This window comes from Arthrobacter stackebrandtii (genome assembly GCF_017876675.1).
GTDB lineage: Bacteria > Actinomycetota > Actinomycetes > Actinomycetales > Micrococcaceae > Specibacter > Specibacter stackebrandtii.
The window spans coordinates 283,940-307,545 of sequence record NZ_JAGIOI010000001.1 but is presented as its reverse complement, the minus strand read 5'-3'; the positions used below and the strand labels follow the sequence as shown (position 1 = coordinate 307,545).

Here is a 23,606-nt window from a genome sequence, read left to right as displayed (position 1 = left end):
GGTTGCACCGCCCCTTAAGCACGACGGCGCTTCCCGGCCCCCAGCCCTGCGCCGCCTTTCGCCGGGGTGCCTTGGGCAGCCAAGGTGCTCCGGGGACGTGGGCTGCTTCCCCTTTCCGGGGCGCCGCCGCGGGCGTACCGTAGGAATCCGGTGGTGGAAACGCCACCTTCCACAGTGCGGCCGGGAGGCGTTGACGGCATGGGCAGCAAAGATCAGGCAGCAGAGTACCGGGCGGCACTGGATGCGGCCCACGCGCACGCAAGCGACTGGCTGGCCTCACTGCCAACACGCCCCGTGGGTCCCCGGCTCGGCGCCGACGAGCTCCTGGCCCGGTTCTCCATGCCCCTGCAGGAGCAGTCCCTGGACCCGGCCGCCGTCGTCGATGAGCTGGCACGACTGGCCGAACCCGGGCTGATGGCGATGCCGTCGGGCCGGTTCTTCGGGTGGGTCATTGGCGGCACGCTCCCGGCGGCCATGGCCGCCGACTGGCTGGTCGGCGCCTGGGACCAGAATGCGGCCATGCGATATGCCACGCCGGCCACAGCAGCGGCGGAGCAGGTGGCCGGGGCATGGCTGCTCGAACTGCTGGGGCTGCCGGCAGGGGCCGACGTCGGATTCACCACCGGGGCAACCGGCGCCAACTTTGCGGCCCTGGCCGCGGCGAGGGCCCATGTTCTGGACCAGGCCGGCTGGGACGTGGCCGCCGACGGAATGTCTGGCTCACCCAGGGTGCGGGTCCTGGTGGGCGCCGAACGCCACGCCTCCATCGACATGGCGCTGAAATACCTGGGACTCGGCAGGCCCGCCGAGGTGGCTGTCGATGCACAGGGCCGCATCCAGCCGGCGGCACTGGCACAGGCACTCGACGCCGGCACCGGCCCCGCCATCGTGTGCCTGCAGGCCGGCAACCTGCACTCCGGCGCCTTCGATCCCATGGGCGAGGCCGCCGGAATCGCGCACCGGCACGGCGCCTGGGTGCATGTCGACGGGGCCTTCGGGCTGTGGGCCGCGGCGAGCCCCACCCACAAGTCCCAGTTGGAAGGGCTGGCGGACTGCGATTCGTGGGCAACCGACGCCCACAAGACGCTCAACGTGCCCTACGACTGCGGGGTGGCCATCGTCTCCCGGCCGCAGGCACTCCGCTCCGTGTTCGGCGCCCAGACCAGCTACCTGGTCACCGACCGGGATGGAATCGGGGACCCCTTCGAAAAGGTGCCGGAGTTTTCGCGCCGGGCCCGCGGCGTCCCGGTGTGGGCGGCATTGCGGTCCCTGGGCACCTCCGGCATTGCGGCCCTCGTCGACGGACTGGTCGCCCACGCCCAGGCCTTTGGGGCGGCCCTGTCCCGCATGGACGGCGTCGAGGTCCTCAACGAAGTGGTCTTCACCCAAGTGTGCGTGGGCTTTGGAAGTGACGAGCGCACCCGCAGCATCACCGCCCGCATCCTGGCCGACGGCACCACCTGGATGTCAGGCTCGCGGTGGGCCGGACGCGACGTCCTGCGCATCTCGGTCAGCAACTGGTCCACGGACGCCAGCGATGTGGCGGCATGCCTTGACGCCATCAAGCGGGCGGTCGCCGCCGAGGATGCGAGCTGATCGCCTGAAGCACGACGGCGGGGGCGCCTTCCGCTGGAAGGTGCCGGTTGCGCCGCCTCAGCCGGCGGGCCCGTCCTCTGGCGCTGCCCCCGGCCCGGGACCGGCGGCGGACCGGGTGGCGAGCCGGGAGAGGTCGATCCGGTTGGAGGCACCGGTCTTGCGCAGCAGGCTGGAGATGTGCGAGCTGACGGTTTTTTCGCTGATCACGAGGTGCCGGGCAATTTCGGCGTAAGTGTGTCCGGCCACAACGAAGCCGAGGATCTCACGCTCGCGCCGGGTCAGGCCCGGCAGCTGTGCCGGCACAGCGGTGGGGGCGTCCAACCGGCTGGGGGCGGCGATCCGGGCACCGGCCGCAAGGGTGTGAAGATGCGCCACAATGGGCAGCGCCTGCAGTTCCTCGGCCAGGGCCAGCCCGCGCCGGAGCACGGTGGCAGCGAGCGGGCGCAGCGAATGGCCGTGCAGCAACAGTGAATCGGCTGCCCGCCAACAGGAGTACGCCTCCTCCCAGCGAAGCGTCGCCGCCTGGCAGGCGTCGGCCGTCTGGATCCACTCCCGGGCGTTGCCCGCACTGCCGCGGGCCCTCCCTGCCTCGGCACGGTAGAGCATGTCGAAGGCCGCGGTCTGTGCGGTGTACAGTTCCGTTGCGGTGCCCGATTCCTGGAACGCGGCCGGGAAATTTCCCAGCAGCCGGTGGAGGAGGGCCAGCAGCTCGGCGGGGGACTCGCCGTCGTCCCTGGCCGATTGGGCGAGGTCCGCCAGCGCGCGGGCGGCAAGGGGCAGGAGCCATTCACACATGGTGGGCGGCTGGCCCTCCGTCTCAATGCCGGCCATGGCCGCGGCATAGGCCGGGCCGGGTCGGTCCGCAGCGAGGAGGACCTCGGCTCGGACTGCCGCGAAGCTGAGATTGTTGAATTCAGACTTCTGCGAGAACAGTTCCTCGGCCCGGGCCAGGTGGGCTTCCGCCTCGCCCTGCCGTCCCTGCCAGGCCGCCAGCCGGGCGGCGGCCAATCGGGCCGCGACGTCGCCCATCGCGCCCGGATCCGAGCCCAGTGCCACGCGCAGTGCCAGTCCGCACTCCTTCCAGCGGCCGATGGCCAGGTAGCTGCTGGCTTCGTCAGCGGCCATCTTGGCGAGGTAGGCGTGGGGGGAGCCGAGCGAGGCGAGCAGCCAGCGCCCGTCCCGCATGAGGTCGGCGAAGGCCTGGCTGGACCACGCCTCCGTTGCGTTGGCCCGCCAGATGGTGGCGTGCAGCAGTGCCCAGAAGTCCCTGGCCTCCGCGGCGGGGCCCGCTGCCCGCTCAGCCAGTGCCCGGGCCTCCTCCGGCCGCCCCGCCAGCAGCGCCGCCATGGAGTTGGCGGTCAGGGCATAGGACAGGGCCCGTGGGTTCCCCGAGTCCGTGGCGGCAGCCAGCGCCAGCAGCGCATTTTCCGGTGCCAGCGGGTCATCCTTCCACAGCCCGGCGTGGGCAAGCTCGGCCAGGGCATAGGCGTACTGCCAGCTCCCGGGATCTGTGCCGGCCAGGCGGACGGCACGCTGCATCTCGCCGCGGGCGAGGAACTCCCGCCCGGTGGAGAAGCGCAGGAGGGCGCGCCGGACCAACAGCTCGGCAACATCCAGGGGCCGCTGCACGCTGTCCGTTTCCTCCAGCAGCGCCTCGACGGCCTCCAGTTCCTCTTCCTGCGCTCCGGTGTCCTCCGCGGCTGCCCGGAGCCTGTCCCACAGGGCTTCCGGACTTTCCGCAGCCCCGGGCAGCTGGTCCCGCAGGGCCACAGCACGCCGCAGCAGGCGCAGCATCTCCGCCGTTCCTCCCGCATGGCCCGCTGCGGCGGAGGCCTGCAGCGCCCTGTTGTAGGCGGCGTCCGTGTGGCCGGCCGCAAAATGGTGGTCGGCCAGGGCCACCAGCGATTCAAAGTCGGGGTTCGCCTGGTGGTCCAGCGTTGATTCCCCGAGTGAGGCAAAAAGGGCATGCCAGCGCGTCCGCTCGCCCTCGTCGAGTCCCTGCTGCAGGACCTCGGCAATCAGCGGATGCCGGAACCACCAGTGGGTGCCCTCCGTGCTGGATTCGATGATCCCTGCGTCGGCGGCCTCGTACAGCAGCGCCAGCACCGCGCCATGGCTGCCGTCCAGCGCCGCCACTGCACTGATGTCCGCCGAGGGCAGCGGCCGCCCACCCACGGACAGCAGCTGCGTGAGCTGCCGGGCGTCGTCGGACAAGGTTCGCCAGGAACGCAGCACCGCACCCTTGAGGTCGGCGGGCAGCTCGGTGGGCAGGTGCCGCGCGCCGGAGTCCAGCCCCGCAACCACCAGCCTGTTGAGGTAGGCGTTTCCGGCCGTGTGCTCAAATACTTCCTGCACCAGTGACTGGTGCGGGGCGGTGCCGAGCAGGTGGCCCAGCTGGGTGCCGGTGTCCAGGCGGTCCAGCGGGCCCAGGTGCAGCCAGCCGATCCGGGGCATGCGGCGGATGTCGGCCAGCCAGCGCTGGAGCGGGTGGATGTCGGACACCCCGCCGTCGCGCAAGGTGGCGATGATGGCCAACGGCCGTTCTGCGGGGCCGGCAATGAGGTACATCAGCACGTCCAGGGTGCTTTCATCGGCCCACTGCAGGTCGTCCACCACCAGCGCCACGGGACGGCGGCTGCACAGCTCATCCATCCACGTGTCGATGGCAACCGGGGCGTCGTTCGGCGGTTCGCCGGCCTTGGGCAGGGTGGGGCGGGCGTCGCCGTCGAAGCTGGGCGCGGTGCGGAACGCCTGCCGCAGCGCAAGAAATGGGACTGTTGTCGAAGACAGCGGCAGGCACGCACCGGTGAAGACCCAGCCGGTGAAGGCGGGGGAGTCGCACGCGCGCTGTACAAGGGCGGTCTTCCCTACGCCGGGGTCGCCGGAGACGACGAGGGTCCCGGCCGTGCCCGCTGCGGCACCGGCGAGAAACGAGCCCAGGAAGCCCAGCTCCCTTGACCTGCCCACAATATCTGCGCCGTCAACGCCTTCTTCCCCACCCACCATTCAAGTTTCGCACCGGTGCGGCCGGCGGGCACCTAAAAAATGAGGGTTTATTGCGGCATTCTCAGGAGTTGTCCCCGATGACCGGCCGCCTCCGGCGGAGGAGCGTGGAGCTATCAAGCCAACTATCGCTGAAAGGCAAGACAATGTTTGCACCACGCACCACCTCCCGGTTGGCCGGCCCCGCCGCCGCCGCATTGCTCCTGGTCCTGCTCATCCCGTCACCGGCCTCCGCGAGGCTGGATGAAAACGGCTCCGGCGGAGCCCTTCAATACCCGCCGTCCAGCCATTGTCCGATGGAGAGGATCGGGGACCAACTGGTCCGCTGTGACACGCTGACCGGCACCGGCGCGGACGCCCCGGCATGGGTGCCCGAGTGGTAGGCCCGGCCGGATCCCGGGCCTGGCCACGGACGATGACGGCGCCGTGACCCCGGTGCCGTCAGGGTGTGACGCCGCAAACCAGTGCGGACCGTGGAGAGGCTGTTGCATGGGGAGAACTCCCCATTTGTGCGATCTACATATTTCTCATTAGGCCATCCTATGGAGCAACCCGCTAAGATTGCCTAGGTGATGTCGTGGGGCGCATCGCCATGGGGTGGATAACTCCGGTTGTCCTGGTTCGCACAATTCATAAGGTTTCAGATGGCATTGAACGCTCTGTTCTCCAAGTCCACGAGTAAAAAGCAGGTTCTGACGGCTTCTGTCGCCATTGCGCTTTCTGCCGCAGTGGTCACGGGCGCTGTGGTGTATCCGGGTTTCGCCACTGCGGACGTCGATCTCAATGACGGCAGTGTCTGGGTGACCAACCGTGCCGATGGCCTTGTGGGTCACTTGAATAACCAGGCCAAGGAACTCGACGGCGGATTCACGGCCACCACCACCAACTTTGATGTCATCCAGAACGCCGAGAACGTCTTTATGAGCTCCGATTCAGGCTCGCTCCTGAACACGGTCAGTGTTCCGCTGATGGCCATGGAATCGGAAACCAACCTCGGCGGTGGCAAGTACGCCTCCCAGGGCACCAACATTGTTGCGCTGACCGATCCCAATCAGGGCAAGGTCTGGGCCATGAACAACGCGGCGGTCCAGGGCTTCAGCGATGAATCCACCGCCCCCATCCTCACCGGTCTGGGCACGCCCGTCTCCGTCACGGCGCCCGACGACACCATCTACACGGCCGACCTCAAAACCGGCGAAATCATAACCACCACCATGGACGCCAACGGCACCGTCAAGTCGCAGGACAGGGCCAAGGCCGACGGCATTTCCGGCCTGGAGGACCTGCAGATCACGGTCGCCGGCGGCAAGCCTGTCGCCTTTTCCGCCGAGGCCGGCAAGTTGTTCCTGCCCGGCAACAAGGTGGTTGAGGTGCCGGAGTCCGACGGCGGACAGCTCGCCCAAGCGAGCAGCGAGGGAGACTTTGTGGCACTGGGGACGGCGACGGCGCTGCTCACCCAGCCGCTGGACGGCTCGGCCGCCACGGTGCTGGGGCTGCCCGATGCCGGCACCCCCGCTGCACCCGTGGTGCAGAACAACTGCGTCCACGCGGCCTGGGCAGGCATCAATAAGTACGTGCTGTCCTGTGGCGGCAGCGGCAACTTCGTCGACATCCCCGACGCCGGCGCCAAGGCCAAGTTCGTGTTCCGCAAAAACCGCGACGTCGTGGTCCTGAACGACATCAACACCGGCAACGTGTGGCTTGTCAACCAGAACATGCAGTTGGTCAACAACTGGGATGACCTGAAGTCCAAGACCACCAAGTCCGATGAAGCTGAGGAGGAATCGGCCGACCCCAACGTCGTCAGTACGCTGCCTGACCGCACCAAGCCCAACCGGCCGCCGCTGGCCAACCCGGATTCCTTTGGCGTGCGTGCGGGCAAGACGACCATCTTGCCTGTGCTGTTCAACGACTCCGACCCCGACGGCGACGTGCTGACGGTGGAGGCTCCCGCCGTCGATCCGTCCGTTGGTGCCGTCTCATCCATTTATGACGGCACGGGGCTGCAGATCAACGTGCCGGACGACCAAGCCGGTGCGGCACAGTTCGATTACATTGCCAATGACGGCCGCGGTGGTTCCGCGCGCGCCACTGTGAGCGTCCGCATCGTGCCGCCGGCCGAGAACAACGCTCCCTATCCCATGCGGGACCAGATCCTGGTGGTGGAGCAGGGCAAGACCATGAAGCAGAACATGCTGTTGGAATGGATCGACCCCGACGGCGATGACATCTTCCTCCGCGGCGCCGTGTCCGATGACGGCTCCGCTGTCATCAAGACAACACCTGATGGGCAGTTGAGCTATACCGATGATGGCGAGGAAATCGGCCCCAAGACCATGACGGTCACAGTGTCCGACAGCATGGCCGTCACGGAAACCAAGATCAAGGTCAACGTCAAGGCCGCCGGTACGGTTCCCCCCGTCGCCAACGCAGACTTCTTCCGTGCCATCGTCGGAGAGCCTGTTGTGCTGGCCCCGCTGCGCAACGACCAGGACCCGTCCGGGCGGTCACTTCGCCTGGCCAGCGTAGAGTCCGTGGCCAACGCCCAGATCTCCAAGATCACCGACCAGGGAACCGTCACCTTCACCTCAAAGGTGGCAGGTCCCGCGTACCTGGAATACCAGGTGACCAACGGACCCATGAGTGCCACGGGCCTCATCCGTGTCGATGTGCAGGAATCAGACAAGCAGGGCCTGCCCGTTGCCGTGAAGGACCTGGCCATGCTGCCCTCCGGTGGCTCGGTCCTCGTCGATGTCCTCGGCAATGACTCCGACCCCGCCGGCGGTGTCCTCGTGGTTCAGTCGGTCGAATTGCCGGGGGGTTCCCCCATTTCTGCGACGATCATTGACCGCAACATTATTAAATTGACGGATCTGCGCGGGCTCAAGGATACGATCAGCCTCAAATACACAATCTCCAACGGCGTGGGCAGTGTTGATGGTGAAATTTCCGTCGTCAGAATTCCGGCGGCCGACAAGCTGCAGCCGCCGCGCGTCGAGCCCGATGAAGCGAAGGTGAGGGTTGGCGACGTCGTCAACATCCCGGTGCTTGCCAACGACATCGACCCCAATGGTGAGCAGCTCAAGAGCCCCGAGGTGGTGGAGACGCCCGACGCCGAACTCGGCAAGCTCTTCACGGACCGCAACGAGCTGCGCTTCATCGCCGGCCCCACGGCCAAGACGGTCAAAGGCGTGTACCGCGTCACCAACAGCACCGAACAGTACGACTCCGCGCCCGTCACCATCACGATCGTGCCCGCAGACCCGGAGCACAATCAGGCGCCCGTGGCGAAGAACCTGACCGGGCGCGTCGTGGCAGGCGAAAAGGTGCGCATCCCCGTGCCCCTGAGCGGCATCGACCCTGACGGCGACTCCGTCGAGCTCGTGGGCATTGACAAGGGACCCGCCCTGGGCACTGCCGAGATCGGCAACGGATTCATCTTCTACACAGCCAGCGAAAGCTCTGCAGGCACTGATTCCTTCACCTACCGTGTCCGGGACAGGCTCGGCGCCGAATCCATCGCGCGCGTAGACGTGGGCGTGGCCCAGCCGCTAACCATGAACCACCCGCCGGTCACGGAGGACGACTACATCACCATCCGTCCGGGCCGCAATGTTGCCCTGGACGTCCTGCTCAATGATTCAGACCCCGATGGCGGATCCCTCGGCTTGGTGGCCGACGGCTTCAAGGGTCCCGAAGGCATGAATCCCAAGGTCGACGACAAGGGCAAGGCTGTCATGACCAGCCCCGTTGAACCCGGCATCGCCACCATGATGTACACGGCCGCCGACAAGTTCGGCGCCACCGCCACCGGCAATGTGCGCATGACGGTAGACCCGGAAGCGCCGTTGAAGGCACCGATCGCCCGCGACGACCGCGTCACGGTCAAGCAGATGATGGGGAAGAACACTGTGGATGTCCCCGTTCTGGACAATGACGCAGACCCGGACGGTGTCACAGACGAGCTCAAGGTTTCCGTTGAGCCGGCACCAGGTGCCAACGACACCACCGCGACGGTGACCTCTGCGGGGGTGGTCCGCGTGGTGCTGGCCCCGGCCGAGCAGCTGATTCCCTACACCATCACGGACCAGGACGGACTGTCGTCCACGGCAGTCATCTGGGTCCCGGGACTGGACAAGCAGTACCCGATCCTGAAGAAGAACGATGTCATCGAGCTGACGGCCGGCGAAAGCGCCGTGCTGAAACTCTCCGACTATGTGCAGGTCCGTGACGGACGCTCGCCGCGGCTCACGGAAGCCTCGAAGATCTCCATGGTCGGGGCTCCCACCGACAATGTCATCGAAGGCGACGGCGCCGCATTGCGTTATTCCCCGAATATCAAGTTCTACGGCAAGGGCTCCATCACCTTCGAGGTAACCGACGGCACCGGCCCGGACGATCCGGAGGGCCTGAAGTCGACGTTGACCGTCATGACGCTGGTTCATCCGGCGCCGGTGAAGGAAAAGGCCAAGGACGAACCCGTTGCCCCCGAAGAGAGCAAGGCTCCCGAGGAGGAGGAGAAGAAAGAAGAAGTAAAGAAGGAAGAGGAGAAAAAGAACACTCCTCCCACGTTCACCGGTTCCATGCTGGAGGTGCCGCAACAGGAGACCGTCACCCTCGACGTGGGTCCCCTGGCCTTCGACGTGGACCCCGGCGACAAGGACAAGTTCAAGTTTGAGATGGTCAGCGAGGTCCCTGCTAACTTTGACGTCTCCTTCAAGGGCACAGTCTTGACCGCCAAGGCCGGCACGGGCACTAAGGTAGGCACCAAGGCCACCGTCCAGGTTAGCGTCAGCGACGGTTCCAACGACCCCGTCGTGGCTGATGTAGCCCTGACAGCCACATCCTCGTCCGAGCCGCTGGCTGTGGCCAACCAAGATCTCGTCAAGGACGCCCACGCTGGCCGCGCCGAGGTCGTGAAGGTGTTGAAGAATGATGTTAACCCGTTCCCGGACACCCCGCTGAAGGTGGTCGACACCTCCATCGAGACGGACTCAAAGGGCATCGTCGTGACCCACTCGGAGGATGAAGTCACGGTGCAAACGGATCCCGATTACAAGGGCACCGTCGTGGTCAGCTATACGGTGGAGGACAAGACCGCCGACTCGGACCGCTACGTCAACGGCAAGGTCAAAATCACGGTCAAGGGGCGACCCGATGCGCCGAGCAAGCCGCAGATCCTAGAGGAACGGGACAAGGCGGTGCTCCTCAAGTGGGATCCGCCAGCCGACAACGGCTCTCCACTGACCGGTTACACGGTGAACTGGACCGGTGGTTCGCAGGCCTGTGAAACCAACACCTGCACCATCACCGGCCTGACCAATGCAACGGAATACAGGTTCAGCGCCGTCGCCACCAACGCGGTGGGGGAATCGGACGCTTCACCTCTGTCTGTCGTGGCAATTCCCGACCGCATGCCCGATGCGCCTGCGGCGCCCACCACCGAATTCGGTGACCAGGCCATCACCCTGAACTGGGTCACGCCAGTGGGTGAGTTCTCCGCTGTCACGAGCTTCAACATTGAAATTTCACCTGCACCGGCAGGCCAGAACGCGCAGCGCACCGGCGTCACCGGCAACACGCTCACTTGGCCGGGCCTGGCCAACGGCACGGACTACCAATTCCGCGTGCAGGCCGTGAATGACGCGCCGCAGCCGTCCGACTGGAGCCAGTATTCCGCCATCGTCACACCTGCGGGGCTGCCTGCAGCCCCGCAGGCTCCCGTGGTGCAGGTGCTGGAACGCGTTGGAAATCAGAACCAGATCGGCGTCAGCTGGGATGTGCCGTTCAACAACGGCGCGCCGATCAGCTCCTACATCCTGACGCAGTCCGGCGGCGGCGTGGCACCCACCACCTACCAGCCGACGGTAAACAGCCAGACCGTCGCCGTCAGCAACTCCACCGAGCCCTACACGTTCAGCGTTGTGGCCATCAACAAGGCCGGCACCGGTGAGTCCAGCCCAGCGTCAACGCCGCAACGCGCGGTAGGCAAGGTGGCCATGATGAATCCGCCGAGCCTTGCACTCGTGGGCACGGACGCGGCTGGCGGCCAGGTACAGCTCAGCTACACGCCGCTGGATGCCACGCAGCTCAGCGGCTATGCAGCCAATGAGGTGACCTACTGTGCCAGCCTTTCAACGGGGGCAAATCAATGCGGTGTTCAGCCAGGCGCCGTGCTGTCCTCGCCCAACGGTGCTGACGTCACAGGCAACGTCTGGGCTGTGGCCTCGGCGGACGGTATCGATTCTGCAGGGGATGCATCCGCTCCCTCAAATGCCGTCAATCCCTATGGTGTTCCTGCGCAGACGTCGGTATCGGGCCATACGGCTTCAGAAGGCATCAAGACCGTGCGCTGGACGTGGACCGCCACTCCAAATAATGGTCGCGCCGTCACGCGCTACGAGAGCAGCCTGAACGGGGCCGGGTGGGAAAGTCGCGGCATGGCCCTGGAGTACTCCACGGGGACATCTGGCTATGGCGACGGTGCAAACCTCAAGGTCAGAGCCTGCAACGCCGGAGGCTGCGGTGCCGCTTCGCCCGCCGTCAATGCCTACGCCGGTGCGAAACCGCCGCCGCCGGCTCCCACCAGCTGGACCGTCAGTGCCACTCCATACCGGACTTGCCTGGAAACAGCCGCTGGAGGTGACCACTATTCAAGCGCCGGTCCCTCCTGCTCGTCGCAGTGGCTGAACGCCAATACGCCGGTCGAGGTCAGCTGCTGGAAGTATTGGGGCAGTGGCAGCAGCGGCAATAAGTGGTACCGCATCACCACCGGTGGCTACAGCAGCTATCCCTATGTGAAGGCAGACACCACAAATGTGAAGGCCCCGCCAAGCGGGATGCCATTCTGTAGTTAGCGTCGGGGCCATGGAGGACGTCCTCCTGGCCCCGACCGGGACAAGATTCGCTGCGGCCAGACACGCGCCCCGGATATCTGCGGATGCCTCCGCGATCCTGTCACGAACGACGCAACAATGAACGAAGTCAACGTAGATCGATGACACCGGTAAAAGATGCTTGTTTACTGGCTCCTTCTGACGACACTGATGTCATGGTTTATGACCAGAAGACACGGGAGTGAGCTCCACCAGGGTCCATCTTCGCCACGATCATGGCGGCTGATGAGAATAGCGGGGCTTCGCCCAAGATTCAGTCGGCGCTGCCGGAGGTCCTGGAAGAGTCCCCGTGACCATGTATGACGCCACTTATGAGACGGGCCGCCCGTTCGAGGTGTTGGCTACCCGGAGCCTGATCGAGCGGGCAGTCACGTGCCGGCAAAGGCCAAACCGGCGAAGGCGGGGAGATGCAGGCCTCCTTCGCCAGGGCTGTCATTCCGAGGCTGGGATCTCCGGAGATGAAGAGTTTCCCCGACCATGCTCGCGGCGGACATGGCCATAAATGAGCCAAGCTAAACCAATTCCACTGATCTTCCGGCCCTGTCACCGCCTGCTAAGCCTGATTCCCACCCCTACGTTTTTGCACTGTCGAGGGCTGTGGTCGCCGAATGAAATGAGGGTGCTCTGCAGTTTTTCAAGGACTGTTCCCGATGCCCGGCTTTTTTTCAGAGGAGGAACATGGACATATCACCCCACCCATGAGTGGAACGCAAGACAACAGGTGAACCACGCAGAGCATCCCGGTGGGCTGGCTCAGCCGCGGCCGCGTTGTTCCTGTCTCTGCTGATCCCCGCGCCGGCCACAGCAAGGCTCGACGAAAATGGGTCGGACCAGGTGATCGAGGCAGTCGTCAGCCTCCGCGAACATACCGTTGCATGGGGAGAACTCCCCATTTGCGTAAATTGGGCACTTAGCATTAGGCCATCCTATGGAGCAACCCGCTAAGATTGCCTAGGTGATGTCGTGGGGCGCATCGCCATGGGGTGGATAACTCCGGTTGTCCTGGTTCGCACAATTCATAAGGTTTCAGATGGCATTGAACGCTCTGTTCTCCAAGTCCACGAGTAAAAAGCAGGTTCTGACGGCTTCTGTCGCCATTGCGCTTTCTGCCGCAGTGGTCACGGGCGCTGTGGTGTATCCGGGTTTCGCCACTGCGGACGTCGATCTCAATGACGGCAGTGTCTGGGTGACCAACCGTGCCGATGGCCTTGTGGGTCACTTGAATAACCAGGCCAAGGAACTCGACGGCGGATTCACGGCCACCACCACCAACTTTGATGTCATCCAGAACGCCGAGAACGTCTTTATGAGCTCCGATTCAGGCTCGCTCCTGAACACGGTCAGTGTTCCGCTGATGGCCATGGAATCGGAAACCAACCTCGGCGGTGGCAAGTACGCCTCCCAGGGCACCAACATTGTTGCGCTGACCGATCCCAATCAGGGCAAGGTCTGGGCAGTGAGCAATGCCGGCGTGCAGGCCTTCACGGACGAAGCCGAGCCGATCATCACCGGTGCCGGCACGCCTGTCTCGGTCACGGCCCCCGATGACACTATTTTTTCCGCTGATGCCAAGGCCGGTGAGATCGTCACTACGAAGGTCGACTCCAATGGCGTTGTCACGTCCCAGGAGCGCGCCGCGGTGGATGGCATGGCCGGCGTGGTGGACCTGCAGATCACGGTTGCCGGTGGCAAGCCCGTCGCGTTCTCCGCTGAGGAGGGCAAGCTCTTTTTGCCTGGGAACAAGGTGGTTGAGGTTGAGAAGCCCGACGGCGGTCAGCTCGCCCAAGCGAGCAGCGAGGGAGACTTTGTTGCACTTGGAACCTCGGCCGGGATGGTTATCCAGCCGCTGGATGGCAAGCCTGCCACGGTGCTTGCGCTCCCGACTGGCGGGGTCCCGGCAGCTCCGGTGATTCAGAACGGTTGTGTGCACGGTGCCTGGTCTGGAGCTAACAAGTACGTGCTTTCCTGCAATGGCGGCGCAGACTTCATTGACATCCCCGACGCCGGTGCAAAGGCCACGTTTGTTTTCCGAAAGAACCGCGACGTCGTGGTCCTGAACGACATCAACACCGGCAACGTGTGGCTTGTCAACCAGAACATGCAGCTGGTCAACAACTGGGATGACCTGAAGTCCAAGACCACCAAGTCCGATGATGCTGAGGAGGAATCGGCCGATCCGAACGTGGTCAACTCCCTGCCTGACCGCACCAAGCCCAACCGGCCGCCGCTGGCCACGCCGGATTCCTTTGGCGTGCGTGCGGGCAAGACGACCATCTTGCCTGTGCTGTTCAATGACTCCGACCCCGACGGTGACGTGCTGACTGTTGCGCAGCCGGCGGCAAACCCCAGCATTGGTGCGGTGACATCCATTTACAATGGCACGGGGCTTCAGATTGATGTGCCCGCCGATCAGGCCGGATCCGGCCAATTTGAGTATCTGGCCAATGATGGGCGTGGGGGTACGGCCGGTGCCCCGGTTAACGTCAAGATCATCCCGGAATCTGAAAATTCCGCCCCTTACGCCATGCGTGACCAGATCCTGGTGGTGGAGCAGGGCAAGACCATGAAGCAGAATGTGTTGCTGGAATGGATCGACCCCGATGGCGACGACATTTACCTGCGCGGTGCCGTGTCAGACGATGATTCAGCAGTCATTAAGACGACTCCCGACGGGCAGCTGCACTACACCGATGACGGTGAGGAAATCGGCCCCAAGACCATGACTGTCACGGTGTCCGACGGCGTCGCCGTCACGGAAACTAAGGTCAAGGTCAATGTGAAGGCGGCCGGCACGGTGCCTCCGGTGGCCAACGCAGACTTCGCCCGGGCAATCGTGGGAGAGCCCGTGGTGCTCTCCCCGCTGCTCAACGACATGGATCCATCCGGGCGCGCCCTGCGGCTTGCCAGCGTTCAGCCACTCGCGAATACACAGATCTCCAAGATCACCGACCAGGGCACCGTCACCTTCACCTCAAAGGTGGCAGGGCCTGTCTACCTGGAGTACCAGGTGACCAACGGACCCATGAGTGCCACTGGACTCATTCGTGTGGACGTCGAGGAACCGGACGACCAGGCTCTGCCAGTTGCCGTGAAGGACCTGGCCATGCTGCCTTCGGGCGGTTCGGTTCTGGTGGATGTCTTGGGCAATGACAGTGATCCCTCTGGCGGTGTCTTGGTGGTCCAGTCGGCAGAACTGCCTGGAGGTGCGCCGATTTCTGTGACCATCATTGAACGCAACATCCTGAAAATCACGGATGTGCGTGGGCTCAAAGACACCATCAACTTCAAATACACCATCGCCAACGGTGCCGGCAGCGCCGTCGGCGAAGTGTCAGTGGTCCGCATTCCGGCCCCCGACAAGTTGAAGGCCCCCCGTGTGGAACCCGACGAAGCCAAAGTCCGGGTGGGCGATGTGGTCAACATTCCCGTCCTGGACAATGACATCGACCCCAACGGCGAAACCCTCAAATCCCCTGAGGTGACGGAGATGCCCGAACCCGAATTGGGCAAGCTTTTCACAGACAGGAACGAGCTGCGTTTCATCGCCGGCCCCACTCCCAAGACCGTCAACGGTGTTTACCGGGTCACCAACAGCACGGGGCAATACAACTCCGCGCAGGTGACCATCACGATCGTGCCTGCCGACCCCGAACACAACCAGCCGCCGGTTGCCAAGAACCTCACTGGCCGCGTCATTGCCGGCGACAAGGTGCGCATTCCCGTGCCGTTGAACGGCATTGACCCCGACGGCGACTCTGTCGAGCTCGTGGGTATCGACACGGGTGCGTCACTGGGTACCACCGAAATCGGCAATGGCTTCATCATGTACACGGCCAGCGAGAGCTCAGCCGGTACAGACGCCTTCACCTACCGAGTCCGGGACCGGCTTGGTGCCGAGTCCATCGGACGCGTCGAAGTCGGCGTGGTGCAGCCGCTGAACATGAACCACCCGCCTGTCACAGAAGATGACTACATCACCATGCGGCCGGAGCGAAAAGTAGCCGTTGACGTGCTGCTCAATGATACCGATCCCGACGGCGGTTCCCTGGGCCTTCTCAAGGACGGCTTTAAGGGGCCGGAGGGCATGACCGCCGAGGTCGACGACGACGGCAAAGCCGTCATGACGAGCCCGGCTGTACCGGGTATCGCCACCATGATGTACACGGCCACCGACAACTTCGGGGCCACCGCCACCGGCAATGTGCGCATGACAGTTGACCCGGAGGCACCGTTGAAGGCGCCCATTGCCCGCGACGATCGCGTCACTGTCAAGCAGATGATGGGCAAGAATACAGTGGACGTCCCCGTCTTGGAGAACGATTCGGACCCTGACGGTGTCACCGACGAACTCAAGGTATCCGTTGCGCCTGCACCAGGCTCAGAGAGCACCACCGCAACGGTTGCCTCCGTACCGGACGAGAAATCGGGCGAGAAGACCCAAATCGTCCGCGTTCAGCTGGCACCAGCTGAGCAGTTGGTGCCTTACACGCTGACCGACCAAGACGGATTGACGTCCACAGCGGTTGTTTGGGTGCCTGGTTTGGATAAGCAGTACCCCACTCTCAAGAAGACGGACGTCATTGAGCTGACAGCCGGTGAAAGCTCCATGCTCAAACTCAATGACTACGTCCAAGTCCGTGAAGGGCGCAAGCCCAGGATTACCGAGGCTGCCAAGGTCTCGATGATCGGTGCCCCCAGCAAGGACACCATTGAAGGTGACGGCAACGAGCTGCGTTACACCCCGGACATCAAGTTTTACGGCAAGGGTTCCATCACCTTCGAAGTCACCGACGGCACCGGCCCGGACGATCCCGAGGGTCTCAAGTCCACACTGACGGTCATGACCCTGGTCCATCCGGCTCCCGTTAAGGAAAAGGCCAAGGACGAACCAGTAGCACCCGAGGAGAGCCTGGCACCCGAAGAGAAAAAGAAGGAAGAGGAAAAGAAGGAGGAAAAGTCGGAGGAGAAGAAGGAAGAGAAGAAGGAAGTAGAGAAGAAGAACGCTTCTCCCACCTTCACCGGTTCCTTCTTGGAAGTTCCACAGCAGGAGACGGTCACGCTGGATGTTGCCCCCATGGCGGTGGACAAGGATCCTGGCGACAAGGACAAGCTCACGTTTGAGATGGTCAGCAAGGAACCGGCCAACTTTGACGTGACCTTTAAGGGCACAGTGCTCACCGTCAAGCAGGCCAAAGGCACCAAAGTCGGAACCAAGGCCACGGTGCAGATCAGCGTCTCGGACGGCAGTAACGATCCAGTTACCTCCGACGTCCAGCTGAAGGCAACTTCTACTTCCGAGCCCGTGCCCGTTGCCAACCTCGACGTTGTCGAAGATGCCCATGCGGGCCGAGAGACGATCGTCAACGTCCTGGAAAATGATGTAAATCCCTTCCCGGAAACCCCGCTGAAGGTTGTCGGAACCACGATTGAAACTGACAGCCAAGGCATCACGGTCAGCCACACGGACGACTCAGTCTCTGTCAAAACGGATGCCAACTACAAGGGCACAGTCCTGGTCAGCTACACCGTTGAAGACAAGACGCAGGATGAAGAGCGCCATGTCAACGGCAAGATCAAGGTAACGGTCAAGGGGCGGCCCGATACGGCCACGAAGCCCCAGGTGCTTGAAGAGCGCGACCAGGAAGTTCTGCTCACTTGGGAACCGCCTGCCGACAATGGCTCGCCGCTGACCGGATACACGGTGAACTGGACCGGCGGGTCCCAGGTGTGCGACACCAACACCTGCACTATCACGGGCCTGACCAACGCCATGGAGTACCAGTTTGCCGTGGTGGCCACCAACGCGGTGGGAGATTCCGATGCCTCGCCACTGTCCCTCGTGGCTATCCCGGACCGCATTCCCGATGCACCCGCCACCCCGACCTCCGAATTTGGTGACACAACCGCTACCTTCACTTGGGTGACGCCCGTGGGCGCGTACTCGGCCGTCAAGAGTTTCAATGTGGAGATCTCTCCGGCCCCCGCCGGTCAGAACGCGCAAAAAGTCGGTGTCACCGGAAACGCCCTGACCTGGCAGGGGCTCGCCAACGGCACTGAATACCAGTTCAGGGTCCAGGCGCTCAACGATGCGCCTACGCCCTCGGACTGGAGTCCCTACTCACCCATCGTGGTGCCTGCGGGCTTGCCGGCAGCGCCGGAGAAGCCTGTGGTGACACCTCAGTCGCGGGTGGGCAACCAGAACCAGGTCGCCGTCAGCTGGAACATTCCGTTTGAGAACGGCGCCGCCATCACCTCCTACACAGTGACCCAGTCCGGTGGCGGCGCGGCTCCCACCGCTGTGGCCACCAGTGCAACCAGCCAAGCCTTCACAGTGGGAACGTCCACGGAACCGTACAGCTACAGCGTCGTGGCCACGAACAAGGCCGGAGTAGGGCCTGCCAGTGTGGGCTCCGACCCGTATCGGGCAGTCAGCAAGTTGCCTATGATGTCGGCCCCTACCCTCTCGCTCGTCGGAACGGGGGGCGCGGGTGGCCAAGTCCAGGTGACCTTCACCCCTTATGACGGCTCCCAGATGAACGGCTTCGGCGCCAGTGAGATCAGCTATTGCGTGTCGCTTTCCACAGGTGTCGCCGCCTGTGGCGGATCAGGCATGACGCTGTCTTCACCCAACGGAACTGCTGTGTTTGCGAATGTTCAAGCCAGGGCCACGGCCGGCGGCGTTTCCGGCAACAGTGATGCCTCTGCATCTTCCAACTCGGTTGTTCCATACGGCAGCCCAGGGACGCCCGGCCTGACCCCGGGACCCACCGGTGGAGAAGGCGACACCACAGTTACCTACAGCTGGACTTATCCGGTAGGCGTGGACACAAAGATGCTCCAGACGAAGGCCCCGGGCGAGGGGTGGGTGGACCGTCCTGGCAATGCCAGCGGCAGGTACGACACAGGCGCCTACAATAAGTCGGTGACGATCGAGGCACGTACGGTGAACTCGGTAGGCCATGTCAGTCCCGTGGTCTCCGTGAGCCCGACAAGCGGCCCACCCAAGCCGCCGCCGCCACCTGTAACTCAGTGGAGCATGTACAACTCCTCTGACGACACCTGCATGGATCCAGCCAGCGGCACCAACTGGACCGGCAGCTCGTGTCGGGGCGGGCACTGGCTCAACAGGGGCGAAACCATGATTACCAACTGCTATATCGACCGCCCTTATGGCTCGAATCCCGGGAAGTGGTATCGGCAAGTTTCCGGTCCCAACTCCGCCAACAATGGCCTGTATGCGCGCTGGGATGCCTTCAGTGGTGCCGACCGCGGCCAGCCCATTCCGCATTGCTAGTCCGATGCAATCTCTTACTGCAATGCAAGAAACGACCAACGCAACAATGAAAGAAGACAACGCATGTCGATGACACCGGAGCAGGCCACGTGGTTTGCAGGCACCTTTGAAAAGCTGGTGGCCAACGTTGGCCAGGCCATCCTGGGCAAGTCGCAGGTGGTCACACTGACCATCTCGGCCATGCTGGCCGAAGGCCACGTCCTGTTTGAGGACGCTCCCGGCACGGGCAAGACCATGCTGGCGCGGGCCCTGTCGGCCACGGTGAAGGGCACGAACTCGCGCATCCAGTTCACCCCCGACCTGCTGCCCTCGGACGTCACCGGCGTCATGATCTACGACCAGAAGATCCAGGAGTTTGAGTTCCACAAGGGCCCAATCTTCGCCACGATCGTGCTGGCCGATGAAATCAACCGTGCCTCACCCAAGACCCAGTCGGCACTGCTGGAAGTCATGGAAGAGTCCCGCGTGACCATGGACGGCACCACCTACGAGACGGGCCGGCCCTTCATGGTGCTGGCCACCCAGAACCCCATCGAGCAGGCGGGTACCTACCGCCTGCCCGAAGCCCAACTAGACCGTTTTCTGGTCAAGACTTCGATCGGCTACCCGGACCACACGTCCACGGTCCAGCTGCTTCAGGGCGCCAGCCAGCGTGACCGCACCTCCACCATGCAGGCCATCATCACCCCGCAGGCTGTCGCCGACATGGCTGACCTGGCAGCCACCACCCACACGGACGCTGCCGTGCTGGAATACATCTCCCGCCTGTGCGAGGAGACGCGCAACGCGCCGGAAACCCGCCTCGGGGTTTCGGTCCGCGGTGCCATCGCCATGGTCCGCATCGCCAAGGTCTGGGCCGCCGCGAAGGGCCGCAACTACGTGCTGCCCGACGACGTCAAGGAGCTGGCACCGTACGTGTGGACGCACCGCCTGGTGATCGACCCCGAAGCCGAGTTTGCCGGCGCCACCGCCGAGGTGGTCCTGGCCCGCGTGCTGGCCGCCGTGGCGGCGCCGCAGCAGCGCGCCGCAGTCTAGGAAAGAAGAGCATGAACGTAAAATCCAGTGCTGCCAAGGTGGGTGAATTCCTTGGGCGGCCTTTCCACCGCGAAGGCACACCCACCCGGCTGCATCCCACGTCCATCTGGCGTGAGGCGGACCGTGTCGCCGGCAGCTACGTAGCACCCGTCTGGAAAGTGCTCGCCGGCTGGACCCGGCGCTACGTGGTTCCCGCCTTCAAGACCATCAGCACACTGGGCTTCGTCATCATCGGCGCATCCTTGCTTTTGTGGATCCTCGGTGCGGTGTACGGCTGGCAGGAAGCCAAGGTTGCCGCGCTGCTGGGGATGCTGCTCGCGCTCATCGCGATCGCCTTCGTCCTGGGCCGCTCCAATTACGCCGTGGGGCTGGACCTGGCTCGCACCCGCGTGGCTGTGGGAGACCACGCCGTGGGCAGCATCGCCGTCGAGAACAAGGCCGGCCGCGTGGTTCCGCCGGCCGCGATGGAACTGCCCGTGGGCCATGCCACTGCCATCTTCCACCTGCCGCGCATGGCGCCGCAGCAGGTGCACGAGGACCTCTTCACCATCCCCACCACGCGCCGCGCCGTCATCACGGTGGGCCCGGTCAGCTCAGTCCGGGCAGATCCACTGACGCTGCTGCGCCGCCGCATGGAGTGGACGAACCCCGTGGACCTGTACGTTCACCCCCGCACCACGGCACTGGACGGCCCCGCCGCCGGATTCCTGAAGGACCTCGAGGGCCTGACCACGAAGGACCTCTCCAGCTCCGACATCGCCTTCCATGCCCTGCGCGACTACGTGCCCGGCGATGACCGCCGCCACATCCATTGGAAGACCACGGCCCGCACGGGCAAGCTCATGGTGCGCCAGTTTGAGGAAACCCGCCGCTCGCACATGGCCGTGGCCCTCTCGGTGAACATGGATGAGTACCAGCACGACGACGACCTCGAGCTGGCAATTTCGGCTGCGGCCTCGCTGGGGCGCCAGGCCATCAAGGAAAACCGGGAGCTGAGCATGCTCACCCAGCGCGGCCCCCTGCATTGCGAGACAGGCAAGAACATGCTCGACGACATGACCCGGTTGCGGGCCAACAACCGCCGCGGCACCACCGTGGACCTCGCCCGGACCCTGTCCGACGCCGTCCCCAACGCATCCGTGGTATTCATGGTGGTTGGTTCCAAGGTGACGGCCACCCAACTGCGCACCGCCGCGGCCTCCGTGCCTGCCGGCGTGCGGGCTTTCGCCATCCGCTGCATCGGCGGGGCGCAGCCGTCCCGCGCCAACATTGCGGAACTGACGGTCCTGACCCTCGGCGAGCTGAACGACCTCCCAATGGTGCTGCGAAAGGCGGTCGCATAATGGGGCGCCGAAGTGCTGCGCAACAGCGCACCGCAGTGCCGCAGGGCCCCGCGGGCAGGCGGCTGGCGAACCCGGCCAACGCAGGCCCCCGCCGTGCCGCACCCAAACCCGTCTCCGTGTTCCGGACAGGCCGCCCCTGGTGGCATTTCCTGATTGATGCCGGAGTCCTGGCCGTGCTGCTGGGCGTGGGTGTGCTGGGCTTCGGCCCGGCGTTCGGCCACGACCCGAAGTACCTCATTGCCGGCTTCGGCGCCATTGTCCTGGGTTTGGGCATTGCCGCGCTCGGCGCGCACTGGCGGTTGGGGCTGATCACAATGATGGCGGTGTCGTTCGCCGCGTACATGCTGTTTGGAAGCGCCCTCGCGGCCCAAGAAGAGTCCATTGCCGGGTTCATCCCAACCGGGGAATCCCTTCGCGGGCTGCTGCTGGGCATCATGCTTTCGTGGAAGCACATGCTGACGCTTGCCGCGCCCGTCGGCACCAGCGTGCAGGTCATGGTTGTGCCTTACCTCGCAACGTTCATAGCCGCCATTGCGGCCGGAACGCTGGCCTGGCGGCTGCGCAACGCTGCCTGGTCCCTGATCCCGGTGGTGGCGCTGTTCATTACCGGCATCCTTTTCGGCACCGCCCAGGTGTTCCTGCCCGGATTCCGGGGTGTCATTCTCACGGTGGGCGGCGTCGCCTGGCTAGCCTACCGCTACGAACTCGCCCGCCGGGAGACGGCAGCCTCTGTCTCCACCAACCATGAGGTTGCCGATACGGGCGCAGCACGCACGGCGTTCTGGCATCGGATGGGGATGGCAGCCGGCGTCATTGCAGTGGCCGGCACCCTCACCATGGTGGCCACCCCGGCACTGACAGCGCCCGGCGCCCGCGAGGTGCTGCGCGAGAACGTCATCCCGCCGCCGGAGCTGCACGAGCTGCCCTCACCGCTGACCAAGTTCCGCGACTACCTCAAGAACGAGAAGGAAACGGTCCTGTTTACTGTGGACGGTCTCCCGAAGGACGGGCGCATTCGGATCGCCGCCATGGACAGCTATGACGGCGTGGTGTTCAACGTGGACCCCAACAGTTCAGCCTCCTTCACCCCGATCGGCGACCCCAAGTCGCTGAACCAGAGTATGGGGGACGGTGCGGCCGCCGTCGGAATCAAGATTGCAGGCTACAACGGCGTGTGGATTCCCAATGTCGCCGTTGCACAAAGCCTGGCGTACCAGAGCTCAGGCGGAAACACACCCACGCTCTACCTGAACAAGGAATCCGGCACCGCGCTGAACTTTGCCGGAATCACACAGGGCGACTCATACGCCATGAACGTGGATGTTCCCGTGGTGGACCAAGGCAGGCTGGCCAAGGCGCACTTCAGTACGGTGCGCCTGCCGAAGCCGGAGAATGTGCCGCAGGTGGTCGGTGTCAAGGCAAGCAACATTGTCGGTGACATCAGCAATCCGTTGGAGCAGGTGCAGGCGCTGGAGAATGCGCTGAAGCAGCAGGGCAAGTTCAGCAACGGGCTGGAGGGGCAGGTGCAGTCGAGCTCCGGCCACAACGCGGCCCGCATCACTAAGATGCTGTCCGACGAGCAGATGATTGGCGACGACGAGCAGTACGCCACGGCCATGGTTCTCATGGCCCGACACCTGGGCATTCCGGCACGCGTGGTCATGGGCTTCTACCCGGATCCGCAGGGCAAGAGCAACGGCGCCAAGAGCCTGAAGGTCACCGGCTCCGACGTCCACGCATGGGTTGAGGTGAATTTCGCCGGTGTTGGCTGGGTACCGTTCAACCCGACGCCGGACAAGGACAATGTGCCCAACCCGCCGGAACCGCAGAAGGCCTCCAAGCCGAAGCCGCAGGTGCTCCAGCCCCCGCCCCCGCCGCAGGAGCCTGCCGACTTGCCCGACGACAACAACGCGGACGCCATCAACACCAACAGCAAGGACAACCCGGTGGCGGAAATCGTCTCCCGGATCCTGTTGATCGTTGCCGTCGCGGCCGTTCCCGTTGTGATCCTGATCCTGCCGCTGGTGCTGATCGTGGGGCTGAAGTCGCGCCGCCGGAAGAAGCGCCTGACCCAGGGCCTGCCCACCGACCGGGTGGGAGGGGGCTGGTCCGAGGTGCTCAGCCAGGCCACCGACCTCGGCGCCGTGGTGGACCTCTCCGGCACCCGGCGCGAAACCGCGGCCTCGCTGGAAACCAGCTTCCCGGGAACGCAGGGAACCACGGCGCTGCTTGCGCAGCGGGCCGACGCCGCGATCTTCGGACCGGGCCAGCCCACCGAGTCAGAGGTGACCGGTTACTGGGACAATGTGGAGCAATCGCTCAAAAGCATGAACGGCTCGGTAGGATTCTGGAAGCGGATGCGTGCGCGGTTCTCGCCGCGGTCGCTGCTGGTGGAGTCGCGGAAGCGCTCCGGCCGCACAGCGAAATGACCAGGGCGCC

General features: G+C 64.4%; 8 protein-coding genes. 7 read left to right on the top strand and 1 reads right to left on the bottom strand.

Features of this window, described 5'->3' with window-relative positions:
* The first annotated feature begins 198 nt into the window (after nucleotides 1-198).
* A complete protein-coding gene (locus JOF48_RS01290) occupies nucleotides 199-1,596 on the top strand; it encodes a pyridoxal phosphate-dependent decarboxylase family protein (RefSeq protein WP_209676578.1) in 1,398 nt (465 codons plus the stop codon).
* Nucleotides 1,597-1,653: 57 nt separating this feature from the next.
* Here the strand turns inward: JOF48_RS01290 and JOF48_RS19805 are convergent, their stop codons facing one another.
* Nucleotides 1,654-4,599, bottom strand: a complete 2,946-nt coding sequence (locus tag JOF48_RS19805; RefSeq protein ID WP_209676576.1) for a helix-turn-helix transcriptional regulator — start codon at nucleotides 4,597-4,599, stop codon at nucleotides 1,654-1,656.
* A 146-nt stretch (nucleotides 4,600-4,745) separates the two neighbouring features.
* Here JOF48_RS19805 and JOF48_RS01280 point away from each other — a divergent pair, with 146 nt between their 5' ends.
* The 6 genes from JOF48_RS01280 to JOF48_RS01250 all read left to right on the top strand — a co-directional run bounded on the left by JOF48_RS01280 (nucleotide 4,746) and on the right by JOF48_RS01250 (nucleotide 23,596).
* Nucleotides 4,746-4,982, top strand: a complete 237-nt coding sequence (locus JOF48_RS01280) for a hypothetical protein (RefSeq protein WP_209676574.1) — start codon at nucleotides 4,746-4,748, stop codon at nucleotides 4,980-4,982.
* Nucleotides 4,983-5,243: 261 nt separating this feature from the next.
* Nucleotides 5,244-11,456, top strand: a complete 6,213-nt coding sequence (locus tag JOF48_RS01275; protein ID WP_209676572.1) for an Ig-like domain-containing protein — start codon at nucleotides 5,244-5,246, stop codon at nucleotides 11,454-11,456.
* 1,069 nt (nucleotides 11,457-12,525) lie between these two features.
* Complete coding sequence (locus JOF48_RS01265) at nucleotides 12,526-18,789, top strand: Ig-like domain-containing protein (RefSeq protein WP_209676570.1); 6,264 nt, start codon at nucleotides 12,526-12,528, stop codon at nucleotides 18,787-18,789.
* A gap of 63 nt (nucleotides 18,790-18,852) precedes the next feature.
* Nucleotides 18,853-19,824, top strand: a complete 972-nt coding sequence (locus JOF48_RS01260) for an AAA family ATPase (RefSeq protein ID WP_209676568.1) — start codon at nucleotides 18,853-18,855, stop codon at nucleotides 19,822-19,824.
* Between the two features lie 11 nt (nucleotides 19,825-19,835).
* Nucleotides 19,836-21,167 (top strand): DUF58 domain-containing protein, encoded by a 1,332-nt coding sequence (locus JOF48_RS01255; protein ID WP_209676565.1) that lies wholly within the window; start codon nucleotides 19,836-19,838, stop codon nucleotides 21,165-21,167.
* Complete coding sequence (locus tag JOF48_RS01250) at nucleotides 21,167-23,596, top strand: transglutaminase-like domain-containing protein (RefSeq protein ID WP_245346357.1); 2,430 nt, start codon at nucleotides 21,167-21,169, stop codon at nucleotides 23,594-23,596. The genes JOF48_RS01255 and JOF48_RS01250 overlap by 1 nt, the downstream gene beginning before the upstream one ends.
* Nucleotides 23,597-23,606 lie beyond the last annotated feature (10 nt).